Annotated in this window: 26 protein-coding genes, 1 pseudogene and 1 riboswitch; of the genes and pseudogenes, 12 read left to right on the top strand and 15 right to left on the bottom strand. The window is 72.5% G+C overall.

Annotated elements, in window-relative coordinates; all coding sequences use genetic code 11:
* Positions 1-88 precede the first annotated feature (88 nt).
* Both AW27_RS18615 and AW27_RS18610 read left to right on the top strand, forming a co-directional pair.
* Positions 89-526, top strand: a pseudogene (locus tag AW27_RS18615) (DUF5753 domain-containing protein); the annotation flags it as partial.
* Positions 510-764 carry a DUF397 domain-containing protein gene (locus AW27_RS18610; RefSeq protein ID WP_037924751.1) on the top strand — a complete coding sequence of 85 codons (255 nt, stop codon included), beginning with the start codon at positions 510-512 and terminating at the stop codon, positions 762-764. The pseudogene AW27_RS18615 and the gene AW27_RS18610, both read left to right, overlap by 17 nt.
* Here the strand turns inward: AW27_RS18610 and AW27_RS18605 are convergent.
* Both AW27_RS18605 and AW27_RS18600 read right to left on the bottom strand, forming a co-directional pair.
* On the bottom strand, positions 751-2,151 hold the full coding sequence (locus tag AW27_RS18605) for an outer membrane protein assembly factor BamB family protein (protein ID WP_078556749.1): 1,401 nt from the start codon (positions 2,149-2,151) through the stop codon (positions 751-753). The genes AW27_RS18610 and AW27_RS18605 overlap by 14 nt on opposite strands.
* An 88-nt stretch (positions 2,152-2,239) precedes the next feature.
* Entirely contained in the window at positions 2,240-2,383 is a 144-nt protein-coding gene (locus AW27_RS18600) for a hypothetical protein (protein WP_157840288.1), read from the bottom strand.
* A 328-nt stretch (positions 2,384-2,711) separates the two neighbouring features.
* Between AW27_RS18600 and AW27_RS18595 the strand changes: the two genes are divergently transcribed.
* Both AW27_RS18595 and AW27_RS18590 read left to right on the top strand, forming a co-directional pair.
* Positions 2,712-3,065, top strand: coding sequence for a protease inhibitor I9 family protein (locus tag AW27_RS18595; RefSeq protein ID WP_037924747.1), 354 nt, complete (start codon positions 2,712-2,714; stop codon positions 3,063-3,065).
* A gap of 113 nt (positions 3,066-3,178) precedes the next feature.
* Positions 3,179-4,834, top strand: coding sequence for a serine/threonine-protein kinase (locus AW27_RS18590; RefSeq protein WP_037924745.1), 1,656 nt, complete (start codon positions 3,179-3,181; stop codon positions 4,832-4,834).
* 9 nt (positions 4,835-4,843) lie between these two features.
* On the opposite strand, the gene AW27_RS18585 is transcribed toward AW27_RS18590, so the two are convergent.
* From AW27_RS18585 to thrC, 7 genes are all read right to left on the bottom strand, one after another.
* Positions 4,844-5,050, bottom strand: coding sequence for a hypothetical protein (locus AW27_RS18585; RefSeq protein WP_037924742.1), 207 nt, complete (start codon positions 5,048-5,050; stop codon positions 4,844-4,846).
* 161 nt (positions 5,051-5,211) lie between these two features.
* Complete coding sequence (locus tag AW27_RS18580; protein WP_037924740.1) at positions 5,212-5,811, bottom strand: phosphoribosylanthranilate isomerase; 600 nt, start codon at positions 5,809-5,811, stop codon at positions 5,212-5,214.
* 84 nt (positions 5,812-5,895) lie between these two features.
* Complete coding sequence (locus tag AW27_RS18575; RefSeq protein WP_037924738.1) at positions 5,896-6,435, bottom strand: hypothetical protein; 540 nt, start codon at positions 6,433-6,435, stop codon at positions 5,896-5,898.
* A gap of 396 nt (positions 6,436-6,831) precedes the next feature.
* Positions 6,832-8,451 (bottom strand): chaperonin GroEL, encoded by a 1,620-nt coding sequence (gene groL / locus AW27_RS18570; protein WP_037924737.1) that lies wholly within the window; start codon positions 8,449-8,451, stop codon positions 6,832-6,834.
* Between the two features lie 436 nt (positions 8,452-8,887).
* Positions 8,888-9,094, bottom strand: a complete 207-nt coding sequence (locus AW27_RS18565) for a cold-shock protein (RefSeq protein ID WP_030009783.1) — start codon at positions 9,092-9,094, stop codon at positions 8,888-8,890.
* Positions 9,095-9,479: 385 nt separating this feature from the next.
* On the bottom strand, positions 9,480-9,758 hold the full coding sequence (locus AW27_RS18560) for a MoaD/ThiS family protein (protein WP_030854668.1): 279 nt from the start codon (positions 9,756-9,758) through the stop codon (positions 9,480-9,482).
* Between the two features lie 37 nt (positions 9,759-9,795).
* Positions 9,796-11,094 (bottom strand): threonine synthase, encoded by a 1,299-nt coding sequence (gene thrC / locus AW27_RS18555; protein WP_078556803.1) that lies wholly within the window; start codon positions 11,092-11,094, stop codon positions 9,796-9,798.
* Positions 11,088-11,245: riboswitch (SAM riboswitch) on the bottom strand. Its footprint overlaps the gene before it by 7 nt.
* A gap of 184 nt (positions 11,246-11,429) precedes the next feature.
* Between thrC and AW27_RS18550 the strand changes: the two genes are divergently transcribed.
* Positions 11,430-12,407, top strand: coding sequence for a glucosyl-3-phosphoglycerate synthase (locus AW27_RS18550; RefSeq protein ID WP_037924731.1), 978 nt, complete (start codon positions 11,430-11,432; stop codon positions 12,405-12,407).
* A gap of 47 nt (positions 12,408-12,454) precedes the next feature.
* Complete coding sequence (locus AW27_RS18545) at positions 12,455-13,813, top strand: alpha,alpha-trehalose-phosphate synthase (UDP-forming) (protein WP_037924730.1); 1,359 nt, start codon at positions 12,455-12,457, stop codon at positions 13,811-13,813.
* Between the two features lie 72 nt (positions 13,814-13,885).
* On the opposite strand, the gene otsB is transcribed toward AW27_RS18545, so the two are convergent.
* From otsB to AW27_RS18530, 3 genes are read right to left on the bottom strand one after another with little or no spacing between them, the layout of a single operon-like run.
* A complete protein-coding gene (gene otsB, locus AW27_RS18540) occupies positions 13,886-14,734 on the bottom strand; it encodes a trehalose-phosphatase (protein WP_037924729.1) in 849 nt (282 codons plus the stop codon).
* A 39-nt stretch (positions 14,735-14,773) separates the two neighbouring features.
* Entirely contained in the window at positions 14,774-15,010 is a 237-nt protein-coding gene (locus tag AW27_RS18535; protein WP_037924728.1) for a DUF3263 domain-containing protein, read from the bottom strand.
* 47 nt (positions 15,011-15,057) lie between these two features.
* Positions 15,058-16,353, bottom strand: a complete 1,296-nt coding sequence (locus tag AW27_RS18530; RefSeq protein ID WP_236647728.1) for an extracellular solute-binding protein — start codon at positions 16,351-16,353, stop codon at positions 15,058-15,060.
* Between the two features lie 176 nt (positions 16,354-16,529).
* On the opposite strand from AW27_RS18530, the gene AW27_RS18525 reads away from it, so the two are divergent.
* The 3 genes from AW27_RS18525 (at position 16,530) to AW27_RS18515 (ending at position 19,646) form a co-directional block, all read left to right on the top strand.
* Entirely contained in the window at positions 16,530-17,462 is a 933-nt protein-coding gene (locus AW27_RS18525) for an ROK family protein (protein ID WP_037925383.1), read from the top strand.
* Positions 17,462-18,625 carry an N-acetylglucosamine-6-phosphate deacetylase gene (nagA, locus tag AW27_RS18520; protein WP_037924727.1) on the top strand — a complete coding sequence of 388 codons (1,164 nt, stop codon included), beginning with the start codon at positions 17,462-17,464 and terminating at the stop codon, positions 18,623-18,625. Before AW27_RS18525 ends, nagA begins: the two co-directional genes overlap by 1 nt.
* Before the next feature lie 100 nt (positions 18,626-18,725).
* Entirely contained in the window at positions 18,726-19,646 is a 921-nt protein-coding gene (locus tag AW27_RS18515) for a 1-phosphofructokinase family hexose kinase (RefSeq protein WP_037924726.1), read from the top strand.
* Positions 19,647-19,866: 220 nt separating this feature from the next.
* On the opposite strand, the gene AW27_RS18510 is transcribed toward AW27_RS18515, so the two are convergent.
* Together AW27_RS18510 and cdgB are read right to left on the bottom strand one after the other, a co-directional pair.
* Positions 19,867-20,907, bottom strand: coding sequence for a CBM35 domain-containing protein (locus AW27_RS18510; protein WP_037924725.1), 1,041 nt, complete (start codon positions 20,905-20,907; stop codon positions 19,867-19,869).
* Positions 20,908-20,975: 68 nt separating this feature from the next.
* Positions 20,976-22,706 carry a diguanylate cyclase CdgB gene (gene cdgB, locus AW27_RS18505; RefSeq protein ID WP_037924724.1) on the bottom strand — a complete coding sequence of 577 codons (1,731 nt, stop codon included), beginning with the start codon at positions 22,704-22,706 and terminating at the stop codon, positions 20,976-20,978.
* Positions 22,707-23,008: 302 nt separating this feature from the next.
* On the opposite strand from cdgB, the gene AW27_RS18500 reads away from it, so the two are divergent.
* Positions 23,009-23,575: a flavin reductase family protein gene (locus tag AW27_RS18500; protein WP_078556743.1), complete on the top strand. Its 567-nt coding sequence runs from the start codon at positions 23,009-23,011 to the stop codon at positions 23,573-23,575.
* Positions 23,576-23,645: 70 nt separating this feature from the next.
* On the opposite strand, the gene arfB is transcribed toward AW27_RS18500, so the two are convergent.
* Complete coding sequence (gene arfB / locus AW27_RS18495; protein WP_037924721.1) at positions 23,646-24,071, bottom strand: alternative ribosome rescue aminoacyl-tRNA hydrolase ArfB; 426 nt, start codon at positions 24,069-24,071, stop codon at positions 23,646-23,648.
* Between the two features lie 157 nt (positions 24,072-24,228).
* Here arfB and AW27_RS18490 point away from each other — a divergent pair, with 157 nt between their 5' ends.
* Together AW27_RS18490 and AW27_RS18485 are read left to right on the top strand one after the other, a co-directional pair.
* A complete protein-coding gene (locus tag AW27_RS18490) occupies positions 24,229-24,804 on the top strand; it encodes a TerD family protein (protein ID WP_037924720.1) in 576 nt (191 codons plus the stop codon).
* 88 nt (positions 24,805-24,892) lie between these two features.
* Positions 24,893-25,417 carry a GNAT family N-acetyltransferase gene (locus tag AW27_RS18485; RefSeq protein ID WP_037924718.1) on the top strand — a complete coding sequence of 175 codons (525 nt, stop codon included), beginning with the start codon at positions 24,893-24,895 and terminating at the stop codon, positions 25,415-25,417.
* Positions 25,418-25,423 lie beyond the last annotated feature (6 nt).

Here is a 25,423-nt window from a genome sequence, read left to right as displayed (position 1 = left end):
GGCAGGCAAGAACCTCGATCCCTGCTCGGCGCCGAACTGCGCGTGGCGCGCGAGCGGGCCGGGATGAGTCAGGCCGAGTCGGGCGAAGTCCGTCATCGACGAGCTCGTCGAAAACCGCCTTGCGCGTGCCGCGCTGCTGCGTGATCCAACCACCCCGCTGTTGTGGTGCGTCCTCGACGAGACGGTTCTCCGACGAGTCGGAGAGAACAAGGCGGTGCTTGGCGAGGCCTTGCGGCACGTTGCGGGCCTGATCCGGTCGCACAGGATCATCGTGCAGGTGCTCCCGTTCAGCGCTGGCCCGCACGCCGCCATGGAGGGCTCTCTGAAGCTGATGTCCTTCGAGGAAGCGCCCGCTCTCGCCTACGTTCAAGGCATCGGCATGGGCCAGTTGTTCGATGATCCAGCCACGGTCACACACCATGCCCTGACCTACGATCTACTCACGGCCAGCGCGCTGTCACCACGCAAGTCACTGGCCCTGATCGAGTCGGTGGCGGAGGATTACGAACATGATCAGTACGCCTGAGTACGACCTTTCGGCGGCCACCTGGCACAAGTCGAGCTACAGCGGCGGAAGCGGTGGCGACTGCCTGGAGATGGCCACCTGGCGGAAGTCCACCCACAGCGCCGGGGACGGCGGCAACTGCGTCGAGGTCGCCGACGGGCAGCACGACCTCGTGCCCGTCCGGGACTCGAAGGTGCCGGACGGCCCTCACCTCGCCTTCAACGGCCCCGCCTGGAAGGCGTTCGTCACCAGCCTGTGACCCGCTTCAGGGCCACGTACGACGGCAGTTCGCCCCCCGGGTCCAGGTTCACGAAGGTGTAGCCCTCGACGCCCGTCGGGTAGATCTCGAACCGGCGGCCCAGCGGGACGTCCCGCAGGATCGTGGGCCGGGCCCCGGTCCGGCCCGTGGCGCCGTCCAGGTGCCACAGGTGGGTCCGCGCGGCGGTCGACGTCACCACGTCGACCCCGCCCGGGGCGCGGCCCTGCGCAAGGCCGAGGACCGTCGCCCCGTCGAGCCCGGCGTGCCACACGCGGCTGCCGTCCAGCAGGGAGTACGCCGAAACCCCCGGGACCCGGCCCTTCACCGGGAGCACCAGCAGTCCGCCGCTGACCAGCGGGCCCGGTTCCGCGAGGAGGTCCTCCCCGGGGCCCACCACGGGCACGGCACCGCGCTCGCGCCCGGCGTCGTCGAACAGCCGTACCGCGTCCCCCGCGCGCAGCGCGATCGGGCGCGCCGACAGCAGCCGCAGCTCCGCCGCCGGGCCGGCCCGCAGCGGGGTCTGCCAGGCCGGGGTGCCGGTCCGGGCGTCCAGGGACGTCAGCCGTGCCGTGCCGGCGGCCGGGCAGTCCTCGACGTACAGGACCCGGTCGGCGGCGCCGTCGAGCGCGCGGGCCCGGCAGCCCGCCGGTACCGGTGTCCGCCAGCGTTCCCCGCCGCCGCGCAGGTCCAGGCCGAGGAGGGCGCCGTCCGCCACGACGACGGCCGTGGTGTCCACGACCGCCACGGGCGGTGCGTCCCCGCCGGCGGGCGGGGCCGCCGGAAGGTCCTTGGACCACAGCTCTTCCTGCTGCCGCAGGTCCACGGCCGAGACCCGGGTGCCGCAGCCGCCCGGGGTCCGCGCGGCCGCGACGAGTCCGACGTCGTGCGCGGTGGTCCGGCTCAGGGCACAGAAGACCGTGCCCTGCGGGGCCGCGCGCCCGCCGGCCCGGCGGCCCTCGCCGTTGAAGAGGACCAGTCGGTCCGTGCGGGCCCGTACGAACCCCGCCGAGGGGAGCTCCCAGGCGCCGACGGGGCGCGCCGACTCCGGGTTCTCCGACTGCCACCAGGTCCACGCGTACGCCTGCGGTCCGCGCATCCACACGTACCCCTGCCAGGCCGGCCACAGCGCGGCCAACGCGACGGCCGCCGCCAGCCAGCGGACCGCCGCGCCCCGGGAGCCGCCGCGCCCGCGCGCCAGCAGCACGTACCCGAGGACCCCCAGGGCCGGGGTGACGAGGAGCAGCAGACCGCGGCCGCGGGACCAGTCGACGAAGGCCAGATGCCCCAGCAGGAGCAGGTACAGGACGGTCACGGCGGCGACGGCCGTGCCGGCGACGAACAGGGCGCGCGGCATCCGACGCGCGCCCTGGCGTGTGCTGTTGTTCATGATCCCCCCGGTCGCGAGCCTAACCGGCTGCGCCGCCGGGGGGCGGTCAGCGGGTCCCGGTCAGCGCGGACCGGTCAGCGCGGACCGGTCACAGGCCGCCGGTGAAGAGCAGCTTGTCGGGGCCGTTGTCGCTGAGGTTCTGGATGACGTCCTCGGTGGCCTCGTTCTTCAGGAAGTTCGCCACCTCGGCCGGGCGGGCGTCGGGGTGCGCCGCCTTGTAGAGGGCGGCCACGCCGGTGACGTGCCGTACCGGCCGCCACCGGGGTGACGGCGAGCAGGGCGGCGGTGGCGAGGCGGGCGAGCAGGCGCATGAAACGGGCTCCCTTGCGGGGTGTGGGGTGGAAGCGGCATGGGTGAGCCGCGCCCGCGGCGTCGAACACCTCCGCGGGAGCGGCCACTCCATGCATCGGGCGGTGGTCCGGCGCGGCTTGAACCGCTGCCCCCACCCGGCCGATCGGCCCGCCGGACCGTCACCACGGCACGGCCGGTGCGCCGGCCGTGCGCCCGCCACACCCCCGGGCTTCGTTGACCGGCACCGCGGCCCGTGATGGCCTCGCCCCATGCGCATCCTCCTGAGCCGAGCGGGCCGAGCCCTGCACGTGGCCGCGGCCGCCGCCGCGCCGGCCGCCGCCACCGCCCTGCCCGTGGCCGCGGCTACCGCCGCGCCGGCCGGGCCCGTGGCCCGTGCGGCCCCCGCCGACGAAGCCCCGTACATCGTCACCGTGCGCCAGGACGTCGATCCGGCGGCGGTGGCCCGGATGGTCGGGGCCTCCCCCGACCACGTCTACCGCACCGCGCTGCGCGGCTTCGCCGCCCGGCTCAACCCCGGCCAGGTCGCCGCCCTGCGCGGCTTTCCGGGGGTGGAGTCCGTCTGGGAGGACGGCGGCGTGTCCCCGTCCGGCGCGGCCGGCTGACCGGAGGGCGGCCGCGGCGGACGGCTCCCCGGCACCCTCGCGCACCCGCCCGGCGCTTAGGGTTGCGTGGATCAACCCACCGGTTGGTCACCGGGGGGGTCGGGGGGAGACCGATGAACAGTGCGACCGATGTGTTCCAGCCGCTGCGGGCCGACGATCCGCAGACCGTCGGCGGCTACCGGCTCGCCGCGCGGCTCGGGTCGGGCGGCATGGGCCGTGTCTACCTGTCGCACACCCGGGGCGGCCGCCCCGTCGCGATCAAGGTGGTCCATCCCGATCTGGCCGAGGACCCGACCTTCCGGCGGCGCTTCCGCCGGGAGGTGGAGGCCGCCCGGCGGGTCCGGGGTGCGTACACCGCCGAGCTGATCGACGCCGACCCCGGGGCGACACCGCCCTGGCTGGCCACCGTGTACGTGCCCGGTCCCTCCCTGTCGGACGCCGTCGCCCGGCGCGGGCCGCTGCCGGACGCCGCGGTGGTGTGGCTGATGGCGGGCGTGGCCGAAGCCCTCGTGGCCGTCCACGGTGCGGGCATCGTGCACCGGGATCTGAAGCCGTCGAACGTGCTGCTGGCCGCCGACGGGCCCCGGGTCATCGACTTCGGGATCTCGCAGGCCTCCGGCCTGACGGCCACCGCCACGGGAAGCACCATCGGCACACCCCAGTACATGGCCCCCGAGCAGGGGCTGGCGGGCGAGACCACACCGGCCACCGACGTCTTCGCGCTGGGGCAGACCGCGGCGTTCGCGGCGCTGGGCAAACCGCTGTACGGGGACGGGCCGTCCATGACCGTGCTGTTCCGGATCGTGCACTCGAAACCCGACCTGACCGGACTGCCGGAGCCGCTGCGTCCGCTGTTCGCGCTGTGCCTGGCCACCGAACCGGAGGAGCGGGCCACCCCGGCGGAGATCCTGGCCTGGTGCCGCGCGTATCTGGGCGAGGAGGCCGCGGGCGGCGGCCCGGCCGTCTGGCGGGAGGTGGCCGGCCTGGACGAGGAGGTACCGACACCGGTCCCACGGCCCGCCGCGGCAGGCGCCACCCCGGGCGGAACGGCCCCGGGGAGCTCGGCTCCGGGAGGCACCGGACACGCGACGGCGGCCCCGGCGGGAGCCGTCCCGCCGGCATCCGCGGCGACGCCGGCCGCGGTGGCCGTGCCGACAACGGGGGGCACCGGGCTCAAGCGGCGGCGAACCGCGCGGGTCGCCGCCGTGGCGGCGGTGACGGGTGCGCTGACCCTGGGAGGCCTGGGCTGGAAGCTCATGGACGTGACGGACCGGGCGGCCGAACGCGAGGCGGCCGCGGCCAGGTCGTCCGGCCCGACGCTGCCGACCGGGGCCGCCGCCCCCACGCCCACTCCGACGCCGAGCGCGTCCCAGCCGCCCAGGCCGATCCCCTATCCGGGGCTGGAGCTGAACGAGAAGAACTCGATCAGCTTCGACGAACCCGTCCAGCACGAGGACGGCGACCGCACGGGCGACATCCGCATGAAGTGCGGGCTGGCCAGCGGCTGCACGATGGAGAGCGACACGAGCGTGTTCTCCATGCCCCGGAAGGCGGGCACCGGGAACCTCGAAACCTGCCGCGAGGAGCTGGAGTTCGCGCGGCAGAACAGTCTGACGCTGCACGTCATGGCGGCCGGCAGCGAGGTCTGCGTCAAACACCCCTCGGGTGACATCGCGCTGTTCGTCATCGGCATCAAGTCGGCCCCGGGCCTGTCGAAGGACCCCAGCTGGATCAGGGCCGACATGACGGTCTGGCGCGCGGCCTCCTGACGAGGGGCCTCACGCCGCCTTCCGCGGCGCCTCCCCGTCCGCGTCCCCGTCCGCGTCCGCATCGAGGGACACGACGAGGAAGGCGTCCCGGTCGAGGTCCATGACGACGGTCACCCGCAGGCCGCGCTCCCGGCAGCGGGCCGCGCACTCCTCGGCGGGCCGGCTGCCGTAGGGATCACCGGCGGGAAAGACGTCGAGCACCTGCGTACGGCGCACCGCTGCCACCTCCTGAACGACGGATCGTCCTCACCGCCCGGGTGCCCCGTCCGCCGCATCCCATGCGCCGCCGCACAGAGGGAGATGGCAACACCCGGTGGTGTTGCCACCGCCGGCGCGCACACGACCCGGGGCGCCGGCCGCGATCCGCCGGACAGGCCCTAACCGCGGGCCGCCCCGACGAAGGCCCGGATCAGGTCCGGCGACTTCACTCCGCGTTCCCGCTCCACCCCGCTGGAGACGTCCACGCCCCACGCCCCGGTGGCCGCGAGCGCCTCGCGCACGTTGCCCGGGTTCAGCCCGCCGGCCAGCAGCCAGCGCCCCTCGGGCGCGGTGAAGTCCGCCGAGCCCCAGTTCCACGGCTTGCCGGAGCCCGGATCGGGGGCGTCGAGCAGCAGCAGGTCCTCGCCGTACTCACCACAGCGCTGCACGCGCCCCGCGGTGGCCCGCAGCAGGACGCGGCCCTCGGCGCGCAGTGCCGCGAAGTCCTCGGGGCCCTCCTCGCCGTGCAGCTGCACGCCCCGTACGCCGCTCTCCGCGGCGAAGCGGCGCACCTCCTCGACGGACTGGCCGCGGAACACCCCGACGGTCAGCACCGTGTCCGGCACCCGGGCCGCCAGCTCGCGCGCGGTGGCGGCGTCGACCGTACGGGGACTGCCGGGTGCGAACACGAAGCCGACGGCGTCGGCCCCGGCCGCCACCGCGGCGTCGACGTCCGGCGCGGTCCTGAGCCCGCAGATCTTGACGAAGAGGTCAGCCATGCTCCCAGCCTATGCGTCCCCGGGGGGCCGGGGCCGGGCCCGCCCGCATGCCGAACGGCTCCGGCCGGATCACCCGCCCGCCCCTCAGCGCCCCACCTGAACGGGACCGAGCACCGCCCCGCCGACGAGGGCCGCGAGATGGGCGGCGCCCACCTCGTCGGCGGACCGGAAGTGCACGTAGAGCGTGTGCCGCCCGTCGGGATGCGCCTCGTTGAGGTCCAGCTCCACCCGCTGGTCCGTCGGGTCGGCGCACGCGGACGGTATTCCGGGCACCTCCGGCCAGGCCCCCCGCCACAGCATCGTGGCCGCCCCGCCGCGCAACACCCGCAGGAACTTCGCTTCCACCGGGCCGGGAGCCGCGTACGCGTCGACCGTCAACGGCAGCGCCGCAGCCAGTTCCCGGTCGTCGCCCGGCAGTTCGGCACCCAGGTACCAGGTGTCCGCCGCCGCCCAGTAGTCCGACGGATCGAACATGCCGGCCGGCAGCAGCGCCGCCATCCCCCGGGCCTCGGCGACGGTCTCCGTCCGCGCGCACAGCCACATCTCCGGGTCGAGCGGCCTCATCCGCGCGCACAGCAGCCGGGCCCGGCGGTGGGCCTCCCCGAGGTCATCGGTCCGGAACACGGGATAGGCCCGCGAACTCCCCACCCCGTCCTCATCCCTGCCCGTCGCGCCGGGGCGGCGGTGCCGACGGGCGGCGCACCTTCGCGTACGTCCCGGCGGGATCGGCGGTGTGCGGCACGGGATGTGTGACGGAGTTCCCCATGGCCGTACGTTCACACGCTCCCGCCCACCCCGGCCAGCGGTTTTAGCCACCCGGTCGAAGGGGAGCGCCCCCAGGGCCGGGCGGGGCCCGCGCCCGCACGACGGTGTCCTTCGGCGAGCCGCTGCGCATCCCCGCGCCGTTCGACCTCACGCTCGACACCACGTCCCGACCGTCCCGGCCGGGAACGCCCGAGGGCGGCACCCCCGTCGGGGTGCCGCCCTCGTTCGAGAACAGCCGATCGACCAGCAGGCCGATCAGAAGTCCATGTCACCGCCCGGCATGCCGGCCGGAGCGGCAGCGGCCTTCTCCGGCTTGTCGGCGATGACGGCCTCGGTGGTCAGGAACAGCGCGGCGATCGACGCGGCGTTCTGCAGCGCGGAGCGCGTGACCTTCGCCGGGTCGATGATGCCCTCGGCGATCATGTCGACGTACTCGCCGGACGCGGCGTTCAGGCCGTGACCGATCGGAAGGTTGCGCACCTTCTCGACGACGACGCCACCCTCAAGACCACCGTTGACGGCGATCTGCTTCAGCGGGGCCTCCAGGGCGAGCTTCACGGCGTTGGCGCCGGTCGCCTCGTCACCATCGAGCTCCAGCTTCTCGAAGACCGCGGAGGCCTGCAGCAGGGCCACGCCACCACCGGCGACGATGCCCTCCTCGACGGCCGCCTTCGCGTTGCGAACGGCGTCCTCGATGCGGTGCTTGCGCTCCTTGAGCTCGACCTCGGTCGCGGCACCGGCCTTGATGACGGCCACGCCGCCGGCCAGCTTCGCGAGGCGCTCCTGGAGCTTCTCGCGGTCGTAGTCCGAGTCGGAGTTCTCGATCTCGGCGCGGATCTGGTTCACACGACCGGCGACCTGGTCGCTGTCACCGGCACCGTCGACGATGGTGGTCTCGTCCTTGGTGATGACGACCTTGCGGGCGCGGCCGAGCAGGTCGAGACCGGCGTTCTCCAGCTTGAGGCCGACCTCCTCGGAGATGACCGTGCCGCCCGTGAGGATGGCGATGTCACCGAGCATGGCCTTGCGGCGGTCGCCGAAGCCCGGGGCCTTGACGGCGACGGACTTGAAGGTGCCGCGGATCTTGTTGACGACCAGGGTCGACAGGGCCTCGCCCTCGACGTCCTCGGCGATGATCAGCAGCGGCTTGCCGGACTGCATGACCTTCTCCAGGAGCGGCAGCAGGTCCTTGACCGAGCCGATCTTGGAGTTGACGATCAGGATGTACGGGTCGTCGAGAGCCGACTCCATACGCTCCATGTCGGTGGCGAAGTACGCCGAGATGTAGCCCTTGTCGAAGCGCATGCCCTCGGTGAGCTCCAGCTCCAGACCGAAGGTCTGGGACTCCTCGACGGTGATGACGCCTTCCTTGCCGACCTTGTCCATGGCCTCGGCGATGAGCTCGCCGATCTGGGTGTCGGCGGCGGAGATGGAGGCCGTGGAGGCGATCTGCTCCTTGGTCTCGACATCCTTGGCCTGGGCGAGCAGGGCGGCGGAGACGGCCTCGACGGCCTTCTCGATACCACGCTTGAGGGCCATCGGGTTGGCGCCGGCGGCCACGTTGCGCAGGCCCTCGCGGACGAGCGCCTGGGCCAGGACGGTGGCGGTGGTCGTGCCGTCGCCGGCGACGTCGTCCGTCTTCTTGGCGACTTCCTTGACCAGCTCGGCGCCGATCTTCTCGTACGGGTCCTCGAGCTCGATCTCCTTGGCGATGGAAACACCATCGTTGGTGATCGTGGGGGCGCCCCACTTCTTCTCAAGGACGACGTTGCGACCCTTGGGGCCAAGGGTGACCTTGACGGCGTCGGCGAGCTGGTTCATCCCACGCTCGAGGCCGCGGCGGGCCTCCTCGTCGAACGCAATGATCTTGGCCATCTGAAGTGGTCCTCCCGGACAGCGGTGGATTGCTCCCAGGACCGCGCCCGCGCCCGCGACGGACGGCCTGCATGCCCGGCGGTTCCTTCCCACCGGACCCTGCGGGCCTCACCGACCCGGTCCTCGTTTCAGTAGCACTCTCACTCGTAGAGTGCTAACGCCAATGATTAGCACTCGACCCCCGAGAGTGCAAGCGGCTTCGAAGAAGCCTCGGCGTGGGGTGGCGGTCGGGTGACGGGCGGGCGCAAGCGGCTTCGAAGAAGCCTCGATGTGGGGTGGCGGTCGACTGACAGACGGGCGCAAGCGGCCTCGGGGAGAACGCGGGCACACGGGGGGACACGCGAGGGGCCCACATCCCGGACACGGGATGTGGGCCCCTCGTAGGTCTTCCGGGTCTTCGACGGAAGACCGAGCGTCGGTGGTCGATGCTCCGGGACTAGCCGAGCGCGAGCTTGACCATGTCCGCCTGCGGACCCTTCTGGCCCTGCGAGATCTCGAACTCGACCCGCTGACCCTCTTCAAGGGTGCGGTACCCGTCCATCTGGATGGCGCTGTAGTGGACGAACACATCCGCACCACCGTCGACCGCGATGAAGCCGTAGCCCTTCTCCGCGTTGAACCACTTGACGGTGCCCTGAGCCATGCCTAACTCCCCTATTACTGGCCCTTGCGCGGGAACGCACTTCGCGTTCCCGGGTCAGAACTTGCGTCGGAACGCGTCGACCGAGGCTGAATGTATCTGCGCGAGTGCTGTCTGCAACAGGTCAATCCGACGAGAAATCTGGACACCGAGAAACATTGAAATAGAGTGAAAATTTGGCATCTTCCAGGGCAACTCGGGCCAGACATATCTCGCCAAAGCCCCATACCGCGCCCGCACATTGACCCGATGTCGACCCTCACGCGACCCGTTCATATGCAGCGGGCAAGTCCAGCGGAGGGGACTTCCCCAACTCTACCGTGCCCAATCAAACAGAATTACCCCCTCCGCTTTTAGCGGAGGGGGTAATTTCGGTTTGCCGGGAGGGTCAGCAGCCGCCCGCGACGGCCGGGATGATCGACACGCCGGCGCCGTCCGGCGTCACCGCCGCCAGACCGCCCTCGAAGCGCACGTCGTCGTCGTTGACGTAGACGTTCACGAAGCGTCGGAGCTTGCCCTGGTCGTCCAGGACGCGCGCGGCGATGCCCGGGTGGTTCTTCTCCAGGGACTCGATGACCTCGGCGAGGGTCGCGCCCTCGGCCGGGACCTCGGCCTGACCGCCGGTGTAGGTGCGCAGGATGGTGGGGATGCGGACGTTGACGCTCATGGCGCTACTGCCTTTCCGGTAGTACGAGGGAGGGTGGTCAGGCCAGGCCGGCGGCGCGGAACGCGTCCAGGCTGGGGCGGATGGTGGCGGTCTGCCCGCTGTCCGCGGCCACCGCCTCCAGGGTCTTGAGGCCGTCGCCGGTGTTGAGGACGACGGTGGTCAGCGCCGGGTCCAGCTGCCCGTTCTCGATGAGCTTCTTCGTCACGCCGACGGTCACGCCGCCCGCGGTCTCGGCGAAGATGCCCTCGGTCTGCGCGAGGATCTTGATGGCCTCGACGACCTGCTCGTCGGTCACGTCCTCCACGAAGCCGCCGGTGCGGCGCGCGATGTCCAGGACGTACGGGCCGTCGGCCGGGTTGCCGATCGCGAGGGACTTGGCGATGGTGTTCGGCTTCTGCGGGCGGACCACGTCGTGACCGGCCTTGAAGGCGGTCGAGACCGGGGAGCAGCCCTCGGCCTGAGCGCCGAAGATCTTGTACGGCTTGTCCTCGACGAGACCCAGCCTGACGAGCTCCTGCAGCCCCTTGTCGATCTTCGTCAGCTGCGAGCCGGACGCGATCGGGATGACGATCTGGTCGGGCAGCTGCCAGCCGAGCTGCTCGCAGATCTCATACGCCAGGGTCTTGGAGCCCTCGCCGTAGTACGGGCGGAGGTTGACGTTGACGAAGCCCCAGCCCTCGCCCAGCGGGTCGCCGATGAGCTCGGAGCAGAAGCGGTTGACGTCGTCGTAGTTGCCCTCGATGCCGACCAGGTCGCCGCCGTACACACCGGCCATGACGACCTTGCCCTGCTCCAGGTCGTGCGGGATGAACACGCAGGAGCGGAAGCCGGCCCGGGCGGCCGCGGCGCCGACGGCGCCGGCCAGGTTGCCGGTGGAAGAACACGACAGGGTGGTGAAGCCGAAGGCGCGGGCGGCCTCGACGGCGATGGCCACGACGCGGTCCTTGAAGGAGTGCGTCGGGTTGCCGGAGTCGTCCTTGACGTACAGCTTGCCGGTGACGCCCAACTCCTTGGCCAGGTTGGCCGCGTCGACCAGCTTGGTGAAGCCGGGGTTCAGGCTGGGCTTGGAGGCCACGTCGGCGGGGACCGGCAGCAGCGGCGCGTAGCGCCAGATGTTGTTCGGGCCGGCCTCGATCGCGGCGCGCAGGGCCTCGGGGTCGCCGGTCGGCAGCTCGTAGGCGACTTCCAGAGGTCCGAAGCACTCGGCGCACGCGAAGATGGGATCGAGTGCGAAGCGGGTACCGCACTCACGACAGGAAAGGCCGGTGGCAGGTCCGAGATCGACAGAGGTGGCGACAGTCTGTGCAGCCATGATGGCGAGGCCCTTTCTCCTCATCTTCCCCATGGCGCATTTCGCCATGAGACGGAATTGGCACCTTCCCTAGCCGGGGACCTCGCTGACGAGCGCTGACGCGCGATCGCGAGAACCGACTGGAGGGTTGCCGGGGCTTCAACGGGCCGTATCCCTCTGCCCCTCTGGATGAGCGGTATGGCACCGGCACACGCGCTCTGTGGCGCGCCGGTGCGTTTGTCCGCGGGGACCCCGGCATGCGGTGGTCCTTCGCGTTGTTCAAGACTGTAACCGAAGGGGCGGGCGGTTGAGACAGCCGTCCGAACCGCGAGATGGATCACAAAACGGCTGATAACACCGACACGCAGGGAGTGCTGAGAGTGCTGGAAGAGGTGGAGCGCTGGCTGGCCGACCGCTCCTGGTCCGCCGCCGACCGACCGCTCGACCAGTTGCTCGACCTCAAACGGGCGGCCGGGACCACGGTCAGCGTGGTGCTGCCCGCGCTGGACGAGGAGGCGACGGTCGGCGCGATCGTCGAGGTCATCCGGCGTGAGCTGATCGAGGGACTGCCGTTCCCGCTCGTCGACGAACTGGTCGTGGTCGACTCCGGCTCGGCCGACCGGACCGCCGAGGTCGCGGCGAAGGCCGGCGCCCGGGTGGTGCACCGCGACGAGATCCTGCCGAGGATCCCGGCACTGCCCGGCAAGGGCGAGGTGCTGTGGCGCTCGCTGCTGGCCACCAGCGGGGACGTCGTCTGCTTCGTGGACGCCGACCTGCGGGAGTTCTCGGCCACCTTCGTCTCCGGAATCGTCGGCCCGCTGCTGACCGACCCCGGCGTGCAGTTCGTCAAGGCGATGTACGACCGCCCGTTCGGCACGGAGTTCGACGGGCCCGCCGCCGGCAGGGCACCGGGCCAGGGCGGGCGGGTCACCGAGCTGGTCGCCCGCCCGCTGCTGAACCTCCACTGGCCGCAGCTGGCCGGCTTCGTCCAGCCGCTGGGCGGCGAGTACGCCGTGCGGCGCTCGCTGCTGGAGCGCCTTCCCTTCCCCGTCGGCTACGGCGTCGAGCTGGGGCTGCTGGTCGACGCGCTGCACACGGTCGGGCTGGACGCGCTGGCCCAGGTGGACGTCGGCGTACGGCTCCACCGCCATCAGGACGGACAGGCGCTGGGCAGGATGGCCGCGGCGATCTACCGCACGGCCCAGGTGCGGCTCTCCCGCGGCCACCTCGTACGGCCGGAGCTGACGCAGTTCGAGCGGCGGCCGGAGGGCTTCGTACCCCGCACGTACGCGGTGGACACCGAGGAGCGGCCGCCGATGGTGGGCATGAAGGAGTACGGCCGGCGCCACGTGGCGTGACCGTGTCCATACGTTTGAGCGAGCGCGGGCCGGGCTAGGTTCGGCGCATGGCTTCTCAGGTACTCGTCGCGGCCAACCGCGGCCCGCTCTCCTACGCCCTCTCCGACGACGGCACGCTCAGCGCCCGGCGCGGCGGGGGCGGACTCGTCTCCGGTCTCTCGGCGGCCCTCGCGGAGCAGCCGGGGGCGCTGTGGATCTGCGCGGCGTTGTCGGAGCCGGACCGGGAGGCGGTCCGCCGGGGGGTCGCCGAGCCAGGCGTCCGGATGCTGGACATCGATCCCACGGTGTACGACGACGCGTACAACGGCATCGCGAATTCGGTGCTGTGGTTCACCCACCACCACCTCTACGACGTGCCGCGCGAACCGGTCTTCGACGCGGAGTTCCGCCGCCGCTGGGGGGGTTACGTCGCGTACAACGAGGCCTTCGCGCGCGCCCTCGCCGAGGAGGCGGCGCAGGGGGCCCGCGTGCTGGTCCAGGACTACCACCTGGCGCTGGTGCCGGGCCGGTTGCGGGAACTGCGACCGGATCTGCGGATCGCGCACTTCACGCACACGCCGTGGGCCTCGCGGGAGTTCCTGGACATGCTCCCGGCCGACGTCAGGGAGGAGCTGGTGCGGGGGATGCTCGGTGCGGACGTCGTCGGCTTCCACACCCGGGTCTGGGCCGACGCCTTCGCGGACGCCGCGCACGCGGACGCCGAGCGGCGGGTGGCCGTCTTCCCGCTGGGCGTGGACGCGGACGAGCTGCGGGCGCTGGCGCAACGGCCGGAGGTGGACGCGAAGCTGGCGGAGCTGCGGGCGGAGGTCGCGGGACGCAGGACCATCGCCCGGGTGGACCGGACCGAGCTGTCGAAGAACATCCTGCGGGGCCTGCTGGCCTACCGGGAGCTGCTGACGGTCCGCCCCGAATGGCGCGGCCGGGTGGTGCACCTGGCCTCGGCGTACCCGTCGCGGCAGGACCTCAGGGTGTACCGGGACTACACGACGGCCGTCTCGGAGCTGGCGGCGGAGATCAACACGGAGTTCGGTACGGAGGACTGGCAGCCGGTGCTGGTGTCGGTGAAGGACGACTTCGCGCGGTCGCTGGCGGTCTACCGGATGGCGGACGTGGCGCTGGTGAACCCGGTGCGGGACGGGATGAACCTGGTGGCGAAGGAGATCCCGGTGGTGTCGGAGGCGGGGTGCGCGGTGGTGCTGTCCACGGGCGCGGGGGCCTACGAGGAGCTCCGCGAGGACGCGCTGACGGTGAACCCGTACGACGTGTCGGCGACGGCGGAGGCGCTGCACGCGGCGCTGTCCCTGCCGGACGCGGAGCGTGCGGAGCGCACCGAGCGCCTGGCCGCCGCCGCGACGGCCCTCCCTCCGTCGGCCTGGTTCAAGGCTCAGCTCGCGGCCTTGGACTGATCCGCGCCCGGCGGACGGCGGACGGGCCGGCGGCGGAAGGCGGGCGGAGCGGCAGCGGCGGGCGGCGGAGCGTCAGCGGCGGACGGCGCCGGCCAGGGAAGCCAGGAACGATGCGACGGCGGCCGGCCCCGGCAGGACGAGGTCGGCCCGGGCGGCGAGCTCGGGGACTTCGGCCGAGCCGCTGCACACCAGCAGCCCCGGCAGCCCGTCGGCCCTCCGCTTCTCGACGGCCGAGTACGCGGCCAGGTCGCCGAGGTCGTCCCCGGCGTACAGGACCGTCTCCGCGTCCCGCTCCGCCAGGAACTCCGTCAGGGCCACGCCCTTGTCCATGCCCGGGGGCCTCAGCTCCAGCACCGCCCGCCCCGGCTCGACCATCAGCCCATGCCGGGCGGCCAGCTCCGTGAGGGGTTCGCGCAGCGCGGCGAACGCCGCCGCCGGGTCCTCGGCACGCCGGGTGTGGACGGCCAGCGCCCGGCCCTTCTCCTCGATCCAGGTGCCGCGCCAGGCCCCGATGGAGTCCAGGAATCCGGGCAGCTCGGCCCGTACGGCCGCCACCCCGGGGTGCTCGGCGGGGGCGTGGACTATGCCGGTCACGGCGTCCCAGCGTTCGGCGCCGTAGTGGCCGAGGACGACGAGGTGTTCCAGTCCGGGCACCCCGGCGAAGCCCCCGTAGCGTACGGCGACGCCTGCCGGCCGCCCGGTGACCACGGCCACCGAGTCCACCTCGGGGGCGAGCGCCGAGAGCGCGGGAACGGCGTCGGGATGTGCCCGGGCCTGGTCCGGGTCCGGGACGATGTCGGCGAGGGTGCCGTCGAAGTCCAGGGCGACCACGGACCGGCGGGGTGCGCGGAGCAGGGCTTCGAGTCCCTCGCGTCCGGCTGCGGTGACGGGCATCGGCAGATCGTGCGGATGGCTCCCCATACGCACGACCCTAACGGCCCGGCGGGTCCACGGCTACGGCTATCGCCGGGCTCGCTGGGCCTCGCGGATCCTTCGCAGCCGGTTGACGGTGCCCGGGGCGTGGGCCAGTGCCCGCGGGTCGTCCATGAGGGCGTTGAGCAACTGGTAGTAGCGGACCGGGGTCATCCCCAGTCCTTCCCGTATGGCCCGTTCCTTCGCTCCGGGCCCCGGCCAGGTGCGTCCCTCGTACGCGAGCACCGCGGCCTCCGTGGCCGTCAGCTGCCCGTCGTCCGTCATACGGCCAGATTAACGCCGCCGTCCGACAGACGGCGGCGTCCCCCGGATCAGCCCTTGTCCGCGGCGCGCGCCGCGGTGGCGATCTCCTCCAGCACCTTGGCGGGCTGTCCGCCGGGCTGGACGGCCGTGCCGATCTTCTGCTTGATGTCCTCGCTGACGCCCGCCCAGGACTTCTTGCCGACCGGGTAGAGCCGCGAGCCGGGCAGCGCCGTCAGGAAGGGCCTGAGCTGGGCCGCGGGGCCGGTGGCGGCCTGCTTCGCCTGGAAGCCGGTGGTGGTGGCGGGCAACAGGTCGTACTTCTCGGTGAAGGCCGTCACGTTCTCCGGCTGGTACAGGTAGTCCAGGAAGGCGCCGGACTGCTCGCGGTGGCCGTTCTTGAAGGCCATGACCCAGTCGGCGACGCCCATCGCCGGCTGCGGGGAGCCGTCGGAGGTCGGCAGCGGCACCATGCCGAACTTCACGCCCTTGGCCTCGGCCTGCTTCATCAGCGTCGGGTGGCCGTTGAGCATGCCGACCTCGCCCTTGGTGAAGGCCTCGAATGCGGCCTGGCGGTCCAGCTTGCCGGGCTCGACGGGCCCGACGAGCTGCTGGCCGACCATCTTGTCCCGGAGGAACTCCAGCGACTTGACGTTGTCGGCGGAGTCGATGGCGTAGCCCTCCTCGTTGTCGGTGTAGCCGCCACCGCCCGCAAGCATCCACATCATCGTCTCGGCCTGCGCCTCTTCGCGGCCCAGCGGCAGCGCGAAGGGGACGGGCACGCCCGCGGCCTTGAGCTTCTTCGCCGCGGCCTCCAGGTCGGCCCAGCTCCTGGGCTGCCAGCCCTTGCCGTCCTTGCCGATCACTCCGGCGTCGGCCAGCAGCTTCTCGTTGTAGAAGAGCAGCCGGGTGCTGGAGACGAAGGGCATGCCGTACTGGGTCTGCTTGACCTTCCCGGCGTCCGCGAGCGGCGCGAGGAAGTCGGCCTCGGTCTTCACCGAGAGCAGCTCGGCCGTGGAGTACAGCTTGCCGGCGGCGGCGTAGTCGGCGTAGGCGCCGATCTGGGCGATGTCGGGCGCCTTGCCGGCCTTGACCATCTCGGCGACCTTGGCGTCGACCTCGGACCACGAGTAGACGTTGACCTCGACCTTGACGCCGGGGTGGTCCTTCTGGAAGCCCTCGGCGAGGCCCTTCCAGTAGCCGGCCGAGGAGTTCTGCGGAGTGTCCCCGTAATCGGCCGCCACGACCCGCAGGGTCACCTCGTTGTCTCCGGTGAGTCCGCCGATGGCTCCGCAGCCCGTCAGCGTGACGGCGGTCAGGCACAGCGCGGCGCCGGACGCGGCCAGGCTCTGGTAACGGCCCTTCACAGGTATCGATCCACCCCTTGTTGTACGTACGATCCACGTAAGGTCTACACCACTTTGGCGGCTCGTCCACATCAGGCCCCCCACCAGGGCGCCCGATTTGTATGGCCACTCAACAATCCCCCCCAATGGACTAGACCTTTCCCCGCCGAGCACGCGAGACTGTCTCTGTGAAACCCGTGAAACACGTCATCGCCCTCGATGTGGGCGGCACCGGGATGAAGGCCGCCCTCGTCGCCGACGACGGCACCCTGCTGCACGAGGCGCGCCGCGCCACCGGCCGCGAGCGGGGCCCCGACGCCGTCGTCGAGACGATCCAGGACTTCGCCTGCGAGCTCCTCGCCACCGGCCGGGAACGCTTCGGACGGGCCGCCTCGGCCGCCGGCGTCGCCGTCCCGGGCATCGTCGACGCCGACAGCGGCACCGCCGTCTACGCGGCGAACCTCGGCTGGCGCGACGTCCCGCTGCGCGCGCTGCTCACCGGGCGGCTCGGCGGCATCCCCGTGGCCCTCGGCCACGACGTGCGCACGGGCGGACTCGCCGAGGGCCGCATCGGCGCCGGCCGAGGCGCCGACCGCTTCCTCTTCGTCCCGCTCGGCACCGGCATCGCCGGCGCCATCGGCATCGCCGGCCGCATCGAGGCCGGCGCCCACGGGTACGCGGGCGAGATCGGGCACATCGTGGTCCGCCCCGGCGGCCCCGACTGCGGCTGCGGCCAGCGCGGGTGCCTGGAGACCCTCGCCTCCGCCGCCGCCGTCAGCCGCGCCTGGGCGGCCGCCTCCGGCGACCCCGGAGCCGACGCCGCCGACTGCGCCAGAGCGGTCGCATCCGGTGACGCGCGCGCCCGAGAGGTCTGGCTGGCCGCCGTGGGAGCCCTCGCCGACGGGCTGGTCACCGCGATCACCCTGCTGGACCCGCGCACGCTGATCATCGGTGGCGGACTCGCCGAGGCGGGGGAAACCTTGTTCACACCACTACGGAAGGCCGTGGAGGAGCGCGTGACGTTCCAGCGGCTCCCCCACATCGTGCCGGCGGCCCTCGGGGACACCGCCGGCTGCCTGGGCGCAGGGCTGCTCGCCTGGGACCTACTCGCCACGGAGGTACCGGCCTGATGTCCGGAAGCGCACACAGCACTGTTCTCTCCGGCGCCAGGGTGGTACTCCCCACCGGGACCGTGGCGGGCGGCCGGGTCATCGTCGAGGGCGCCCGCATCGCCGGCAGCGCCCGGGAGGACGCGGAGATCGTCGACCTGACCGGGCACTGGATCGTCCCCGGATTCGTCGACATCCACAACCACGGCGGCGGCGGCGCCTCGTTCACCTCGGGCACCACCGAGGACGTGCTCCGGGGCGTACGCACCCACCGCGCGCACGGCACCACCACCCTGGTCGCCTCCACCGTCACCGGGGACCTGGACGAACTGGCCCGCCGGGCCGGGCTGCTGGCCGAACTGACGCAAGCGGGCGAGATCGCCGGCATCCACTTCGAGGGGCCGTTCATCAACCCCTGCCGCAAGGGTGCCCACAAGGAGGACCTGCTCCGCGACCCCGACCCGGCCGAGGTCCGCAAGCTCGTCGACGCGGCCCACGGCACCGCCCGCATGGTCACCCTGGCCACCGAACTGCCGGGCGGCCTGGACTCGGTACGGCTGCTGGCCGAACACGGGGTCATCGCCGCGATCGGGCACACCGACGCCTCGTACGAGCAGACGCGCGCCGCCATCGACGCGGGCGCGACCGTGGCCACCCACCTCTTCAACGCGATGCCCGCGCTCGCGCACCGCGAACCCGGCCCGATCGCCGCCCTCCTGGAGGACGAGCGGATCACCGTCGAGCTCATCAACGACGGCACCCACCTGCACCCGGCCGCCCTCGAACTGGCCTTCCACCACGCAGGCGCGCACCGCGTGGCACTGATCACCGACGCCATGGACGCGGCCGGTTTCGGCGACGGGACCTACCACCTCGGCCCGCTGGAGGTGGAGGTCAAGAGCGGTGTGGCCCGGCTCGTCGAGGGCGGCTCCATCGCCGGCTCGACGCTCACCCTGGACACCGCGTTCAAGCGCTCGGTGACCCTCGACGAACTGCCGGTGGAATCCGTGGTCCAGGCGATCTCCGCCAACCCGGCCAAGCTGATCGGCCTGTACGACGAAATCGGCTCGCTGGAGCCCGGCAAGTACGCCGACCTCGTCGTTCTGGACGCCGCCTTCGACCTCAAGGGCGTCATGCGACGCGGCGAATGGGTCGTCAGCCCCGCCTTCCGAAGGCCCGCCTGACGGCCATGCGGCTGGACGGAACGAGGCGGTCGGCCCGTAGGACTGGGCCGACCGCCTCGTGTTTGGCATGATCCCGGCAGCAACAGACCCGGGGGTGCCCATGATCCTGACCGTGACGCTCAACACCGCACTCGACGTCACCTACCGCGTGCCGCGGCTGCTCCCGCACGCCTCGCACCGGGTCACAGCCGTCAGCGAACGGCCCGGCGGCAAGGGGCTCAACGTCGCCCGCGTCCTGGCCGCGCTCGGCCACGAGGTCACGGCGACGGGCTTCGCCGGCGGGCCGGTCGGCTCCGTCGTACGGGACACGCTGGCCGCCTCGCCCGGGGTGGTGGACGCACTGCTGCCCTGCGAGGGCGCATCCCGCCGCACCCTGGCCGTGGTCGACGAAGCCTCCGGCGACACCACCCAGTTCAACGAGCCGGGCCCGCTGATCACGCCCGACGAGTGGGCGCGGTTCCTCGCGCACTACGAAGAGCTCGTGGCCGGGGCGCGGGCGGTGGCCCTGTGCGGCAGCCTCCCGCCGGGCGTCCCCGTGGGCGCGTACGCGGTACTCGTACGGGCGGCCCGCGCGGCCGGCGTCCCCGTCCTCCTGGACACCAGCGGCGAGGCCCTGCGCCGTGGGGTCGCCGCCCGCCCCGAGATCATCAAGCCGAACACCGTCGAACTGGCCGAGCTGACCGGCTCCCGCGACCCGCTCCCCGCCAGCCGCGACGCCCGCCGCCGCGGCGCGCACGCCGTGGTCACCTCACTGGGACCGGCCGGCCTGCTGGCCGCGACCGCCCAGGGCACCTGGCAGGCGGCCCCTCCGCGCCCGCTCTCCGGCAACCCCACCGGAGCCGGCGACTCCGTCGTCGCCGGTCTGCTCTCCGCCCTGACGGAGGGCCTGGACTGGCCGGACCGCCTCACCCGCGCGGTGGCCCTCTCGGCGGCCGCGGTGCTGGCCCCGGTGGCGGGAGAGTTCGACGCCGGCGTCTACGAGGAGCTGCGCCGGAGCGTGCGCGTCACCAGCGGCGGCTGACCCGTCCGCCGGGCGGGCCGACCGGGCGCCCGCGCGGCCGAGTCGCTGAACGCGCACCCCGAACGCCTGGATGACTGCGTTTCGCACTGTCACGTATGCACGTTTGACGACGTCTCAACGGTCGGCCGGCTGGGTCCACTGCGGCTGTCGGGCCGCCACCTCGAACGCTTCCGGCCCCGCCGCAGGTGCGGCGGGGCCGGAAGCGTTCGGCGGGGCACGGTCAGCGCTTGGTGTGGCCCGAGGCCAGCTCCAGCTGGTCGAAGATCACGTCGCACTGGTTGCCGGGCTCGCACGAGATCTTCATCGAGTTCGAACCCTTCTTGAGCGTGATCCACGCGTAGGTGCGCGTCCAGCCCTTGTCCCAGGCGCCGTCCGCCGCCTTGGCGAAGTTCGCGAGGTTCAGCCCCTGGGTCGGGGTCTGCCCGTTGACCGTGAGGGTCGCCTTGCCGTCCTTGCCGGGGACGCCGTAGTTGACGAACAGCGTGTAGTCGCCCGCCTCCGGGACCTCCACCGTCCAGGTGAGCGCCGCACCGGTCTGGTTGAAGCCCGCGACGTACTGCCCGCCCGAGCTCTTCGAACCGGGCACCGTGCTGTCCAGCTTCGCGCCGCCGGTCAGCACCATGCCCGCCCCCGCCGCCTCGCCCTTCGGCAGCGGGGCCTGCGAGGGCTGCGCGCTCTGGGTGGGGCCGGCCGGGTCCTTCGGGGCCGCCGACTGCTGGTTGCCGGTGGCGGTGTCCTGGCCCTTGTCCACGGGCTTGTTCTTGTCACCGAAGGCGAGGGCCGCGCCGATGCCGATCGCGACCGCGCCGACCACCGCGACGGCGGCGATCAGCAGACCGCGGCGGCTGGAGGAGCCCCCGCCGTGCCCACCGTGCCCGCCGTGGCTTCCGGCCGACCCGGGCGTCTGGGTCTGGTGCTGCGGCTGAGGCTGCTGCGGCACGCCGTAGCCGCCCGCCTGGAGCGCCTCGGGGGCCTGGTACTGGGCCTGGTAGCCGGGGCCCTGCTGCTGGGGGACGGGGCCGCGCTGGCCGCCGTTCCTCCGGTCACCGACCGTACGCACCTGGTGGTGCGAGGTACGGGGGACACCGGGCTGTGCACCGGGGTGACCGCCGACCGACGCACCGGGGTAGCCGTACCCGCCGCCCGACGTGGGCGGGGTGGCTCCGGCAGCCTGGCCGTCCGCGTAGAGATAGCCGAACGGATCGTCGTCCTCGGGCTTGTTCGCCCCACCGTCCGGGCCGTTGTTCGCGGGCGTCGTCATCGCAGGTCACTCCTTTCGACCCCCGGGAGCCTACCCCGAACAGGTGCACCCACGGGCGCCGGACCGCCTCAGCCCGCCCGGCGGTGCGCCTTGGAGCGGGACCTCTTCTCGATGTACATCCGCTGGTCGGCGGAGCGCAGCACTTCGTCCGCGGACATGCCGCAGCTGGCCCAGCCGATACCGAAACTCGCGCCGACACGCACGGCCCGGCCGTCCACGCGGATCGGCGGAATGATCGCGTTGCGCAGTCGGACGGCGAGGTCCGCGGCGTCCGCCGCGCCGAGGCCGTCGGCCAGGACGACGAATTCGTCACCGCCCAGCCGGGCAACGGTGTCACCGTCCCTGACGCCGGTCGTCAGGCGCCGGGCCACCTCGATGAGGACCGCGTCACCCGTGTGGTGCCCGAACCGGTCGTTGATCGACTTGAAGCCGTCGAGGTCGCAGAAGAGCACCGCGAGCCCCTTCGTCCCGTCGTCGACGTCGGCCGCGGGCGCCACCGTGTGCACGTGGTGGTCGTACGGCCCGTCCGTCGGCGCCGTCGGCGCCCCGGGGAAGTCGAAGGGATCGGCCGCGGTGTAGCGGTCGGGGCCGTCGGGGTGAAACCCGCGCTCACCCGCACCACCCGCCTCGAACCCGGCCTCGTGTCCGTCCTGCCCGCCGGGCGCGTCGCGCCCCTCGAAGGCCGCGTCCAGGGCCTCGATGGCGCTGGCCCGGGCGGACTGCGGCCTGCGGCACAGCCGCGCGCCGAGCCGGGCCCGCAGCTCGGCGCTGTTGGGCAGGCCGGTCAGCGAGTCGTGGCTGGCCCGGTGGGCGAGCTGGAGCTCGTGCCGCTTGCGTTCCTCGATGTCCTCGACGTGCGTGAGCAGGAAGCGCGGCCCGTCCGCGGCGTCCGCCACGACGGAGTTGCGCAGCGAGACCCATACGTACGTGCCGTCCCGGCGGCCCAGGCGCAGCTCGGCGCGGCCGCCCTCGGCGGAGGTGCGCAGCAGGGTGCCGATGTCCTCGGGGTGGACCAGGTCGGAGAAGGAGTAGCGGCGCAGCACGGAGGCGGGTCTGCCGAGCAGCCGACACAGCGCGTCGTTGGTGCGCAGCAGCCGGCCGTGCTGGTCACCGCCCATCTCGGCGATGGCCATGCCGCTGGGGGCGTACTCGAAGGCCTGCCGGAAGGACTCCTCGCTGGCGCGGAGCGCCTGCTGCTCGCGCTCCAGCCGGACGAGGGCGCGCTGCATGTTCGCGCGGAGCCTGGCATTGCTGATCGCAATCGCCGCCTGGAAGGCGTACATCTGCAGCGCCTCGCGGCCCCACGCGCCGGGGCGGCGGCCGTTGCGCGGTCTGTCCACCGAAATGACACCCAGAAGTTCCCCACCGGACGCGTACATGGGGGCGTAGAGCCGGTCCTCGGGGTGCCACTCGTCCTCGAAGCGCGGATCGGGGCCGTCGGTGTGCCACTGGGGGACGTCGTCCTCCAGCAGGATCCAGCCCTCCGTGTGCGGGATGAAGCGGAGCCCGTCCCAGCACTCACCCATCGTCAGGCGGCGCTCCCAGGAGGCCCGGGAGCCGACGCGACCGGTGATGAGGGCCTCGGCGGCCGGGTCTCCGGCGAAGGCGGCGACGACCAGATCGCCGTCCGGGCGCACGAGGTTGACACAGGCGAGCTCATAGCCGAGGCCCACGACGATGCCGTCCACGACGGTCTGCAGAGTGTCCGCCAGGCTCCGGGCCGTATTGAGATCGGCCACCACCCGGTGCAGCTGCCGCAGGGTCGCAAGACGGACGTACGGCTCCGACTCGGTCTCCATTGCTCGCTCTCCCCGAGACCTCGACAGCAACTCCAGTTTTGTCATCGGCGTTTCGTTGCGGTGTCCCGTCCACTGAATCACAGTGAGCTGTGCGGCAGGTACACAGGGTCAACAAATCTTGCCCTCTGTGAGTCAAGTCACATGAGATGAATAACGGTACGCGTTGGGACGGTTCGGACTGGGAGCGCTCCCCCCGCCTTCTCGTGAGCAAACGATACGCCCGGGCCTAGGCCGAGGGGCGGGGGCACGACTCGGACCAGGGCCCGATGTGCCGCACGGGAGGGCGAGATTAGCGTTTCAGCGTGCTGAAGACGACCCCTCTGCCCGCCCGGCCCGACGCGAACCCCCATGCTGAGGGGGTGAGCAATGACGAGTTCCGCGCCGCGATGTCCCGGCTGGCCGCGGGCGTGTGCCTGATCACCGCGCACGAGAGCCCGCTGGCGGACGGCGGACCGCGCGGCGAGGACGTCGGCATGACGGCGACCGCCTTCATGTCCGTATCCCTGGACCCGCCCCTGGTCCTGGTGAGCCTGCGCGAGGGCTCCCGCATGGACGACCTGCTGGCGGAGCAGCCGCTGTGGGCGGTCTCCGTCCTCGCCGACCACCAACTCCCGATCGCGGGCCGCTTCGCCATGAAGGGCCGCATCAGCGACCGACTGCTCTTCGCGGACCTGCCCCACGTGCGCGGCGAGGCCTCCGGCGCGCCCCTGCTCAGCGGCGCCCTCGCCACCCTGGAATGCCGTACGGAGAACCGCGTCGAGGCGGGCGACCACACCCTGGTGATCGGTCGGGTGCTCACGGCCGCCCTGCCGTCCCCGGACTCCGCGCCGCTGACCTACTTCCGCGGGCGCTACCGGCACCTGAGCTGATCCGCGGCCCCGCCCGGCCCGGCCCCGCGCCGGCCCACCGCCGACGTCCTCGGACCCTGACCCGCGGCGGCTACCAGTCCCGGCCGGTCCGGCCCCGCTTGGTCTCGGACCGCGCCTTCTTCTCCCGCAGCCGCCGCTCGTTGATCCCGCGCGGAATCTTCGTCGGCCGGCGCTGCCTGGGCGGCGGCGCCGTCGCCTCGGCCAGCAGCGACGCCAGCCGGACCAGCGCCATCTCCCGGTTGCGCAGCTGCGAGCGGTGCTCGGAGGCCCGCACGCTCACCACCCCGCCCACCAGCCGGCCCGCGAGGCGCTCCAGCGCGCGCTCCTTCCAGACCTCGGGCAGCGCCTTGGTCGCCGCCAGGTCGAACAGCAGCTCCACGCGCGAGTCGGACGTGTTCACGTGCTGCCCGCCCGGCCCGGAGGACCGCGAGAAACGCCAGGAGAGCTCCCCCTCGGGGAGCACGACCGAACCGCGGATGACATAGGGACCAGGCATGCCCCCTATGATCCGCGCCCGCTCGGCCCGCGTCACCCGCATTTGCCGGGACCCGCGATCCCCGGCGGGAACCCGAGCGGCCTCTCGTCGCGTTATAGGGGTCAGCGGTACCTTGACCGCCTGTACGTGCATGTTGGATGAGGAAAGGGACATTCCCATGGCTGTCAGCCTGTCCAAGGGCGGCAACGTCTCGCTCTCGAAGGAGGCCCCGGGCCTCGCCGCCGTCACGGTCGGTCTCGGCTGGGACGTCCGCACCACGACCGGTGTGGACTTCGACCTCGACGCCTCGGCCATCGCCGTGAACGCGATGGGCAAGGTCGTCTCCGACGGCCACTTCGTCTTCTTCAACAACAAGTCCACCCCGGACCAGACCATCGTCCACACCGGGGACAACCGCACCGGCGAGGGCGCGGGGGACGACGAGGCCATCAAGGTGAACCTCGCGGGCCTGCCCGCCGACGTGGACAAGATCGTCTTCCCGGTCTCCATCTACGACGCCGAGAGCCGCAGCCAGAACTTCGGCCAGGTCCGCAACGCCTACATCCGCGTGGTGAACCAGGCCGGCGGCTCCGAGATCGCCCGCTACGACCTCTCCGAGGACGCGGCGACCGAGACCGCCATGGTCTTCGGCGAGCTCTACCGCAACGGCGCGGAGTGGAAGTTCCGCGCGGTCGGCCAGGGCTACGCCTCCGGCCTCACCGGCATCGCCCAGGACTTCGGCGTCAACGTCTGAGTCCGCCCGGTCCGGCGCTGACCGACACCAGCGCGGGCGAAGCCCCCTCCCGGCCGTCCGGGGAGGGGGCTTCGCTACCGTTCCCCACGTGATCCTCCAACCGCTGGTCCCCGTGGACGGCGCCCTCCCCGGCCCGGTCCTGACCGAGATCGCCGCCCTCTACTCGACCAACCACGCCTTCTTCGAACTCAGCGGCGACTTCCCCGACCCGAACCGCATCACGGTCGAACAGGTCGCGGCCTCCCTCGCTGACGAACTGGCCCACGCCGGCGCGGAGATCCTGCTCGCCCGCAGCGCCGGCCGCCTCGTCGGCCTCGCCGCCACCCTCGACCGCAACCCGGCCGCCGCCCCGGGGGACGACGACCCGTGGATCGGCCTGCTGCTCATCGACGCCACCGCGCACCGCGAGGGATTCGGCCGCGCCGTGGCCACCCTGGTCGAGGACCGCTTCCGAGCCGCCGGACGCACCGGCGTGCAGATCGCCGTACTGGACAACAACCCCAAGGCCCTGGCGTTCTGGCAGTCCCAGGGGTACTCCCCCGTGCGCCGGGCCAAGGACCGCGAGCTGGGCCGCGACTGCACGGTGCTGCGCAAGCCCCTCGGCACGGCGTAGCGGCGT

It is taken from the genome of Streptomyces sp. PCS3-D2, assembly GCF_000612545.2.
Taxonomy (GTDB): Bacteria; Actinomycetota; Actinomycetes; order Streptomycetales; family Streptomycetaceae; genus Streptomyces.
This window is presented reverse-complemented; position numbering and strand designations above follow the sequence as displayed.

Excerpts from the sequence above, each read along its gene's own strand:
- AW27_RS18610 (WP_037924751.1), top strand. The coding sequence starts at position 510 with ATGATCAGTACGCCTGAGTACGACCTTTCGGCGGCCACCTGGCACAAG.
- AW27_RS18605 (WP_078556749.1), bottom strand. The coding sequence starts at position 2,151 with ATGAACAACAGCACACGCCAGGGCGCGCGTCGGATGCCGCGCGCCCTG.
- AW27_RS18595 (WP_037924747.1), top strand. The coding sequence starts at position 2,712 with ATGCGCATCCTCCTGAGCCGAGCGGGCCGAGCCCTGCACGTGGCCGCG.
- AW27_RS18590 (WP_037924745.1), top strand. The coding sequence starts at position 3,179 with ATGAACAGTGCGACCGATGTGTTCCAGCCGCTGCGGGCCGACGATCCG.
- AW27_RS18580 (WP_037924740.1), bottom strand. The coding sequence starts at position 5,811 with ATGGCTGACCTCTTCGTCAAGATCTGCGGGCTCAGGACCGCGCCGGAC.
- groL (WP_037924737.1), bottom strand. The coding sequence starts at position 8,451 with ATGGCCAAGATCATTGCGTTCGACGAGGAGGCCCGCCGCGGCCTCGAG.
- AW27_RS18565 (WP_030009783.1), bottom strand. The coding sequence starts at position 9,094 with ATGGCTCAGGGCACCGTCAAGTGGTTCAACGCGGAGAAGGGCTACGGC.
- AW27_RS18560 (WP_030854668.1), bottom strand. The coding sequence starts at position 9,758 with ATGAGCGTCAACGTCCGCATCCCCACCATCCTGCGCACCTACACCGGC.
- thrC (WP_078556803.1), bottom strand. The coding sequence starts at position 11,094 with ATGAGGAGAAAGGGCCTCGCCATCATGGCTGCACAGACTGTCGCCACC.
- AW27_RS18545 (WP_037924730.1), top strand. The coding sequence starts at position 12,455 with ATGGCTTCTCAGGTACTCGTCGCGGCCAACCGCGGCCCGCTCTCCTAC.
- otsB (WP_037924729.1), bottom strand. The coding sequence starts at position 14,734 with ATGGGGAGCCATCCGCACGATCTGCCGATGCCCGTCACCGCAGCCGGA.
- AW27_RS18535 (WP_037924728.1), bottom strand. The coding sequence starts at position 15,010 with ATGACGGACGACGGGCAGCTGACGGCCACGGAGGCCGCGGTGCTCGCG.
- nagA (WP_037924727.1), top strand. The coding sequence starts at position 17,462 with ATGTCCGGAAGCGCACACAGCACTGTTCTCTCCGGCGCCAGGGTGGTA.
- AW27_RS18515 (WP_037924726.1), top strand. The coding sequence starts at position 18,726 with ATGATCCTGACCGTGACGCTCAACACCGCACTCGACGTCACCTACCGC.
- AW27_RS18510 (WP_037924725.1), bottom strand. The coding sequence starts at position 20,907 with ATGACGACGCCCGCGAACAACGGCCCGGACGGTGGGGCGAACAAGCCC.
- cdgB (WP_037924724.1), bottom strand. The coding sequence starts at position 22,706 with ATGGAGACCGAGTCGGAGCCGTACGTCCGTCTTGCGACCCTGCGGCAG.
- arfB (WP_037924721.1), bottom strand. The coding sequence starts at position 24,071 with ATGCCTGGTCCCTATGTCATCCGCGGTTCGGTCGTGCTCCCCGAGGGG.
- AW27_RS18490 (WP_037924720.1), top strand. The coding sequence starts at position 24,229 with ATGGCTGTCAGCCTGTCCAAGGGCGGCAACGTCTCGCTCTCGAAGGAG.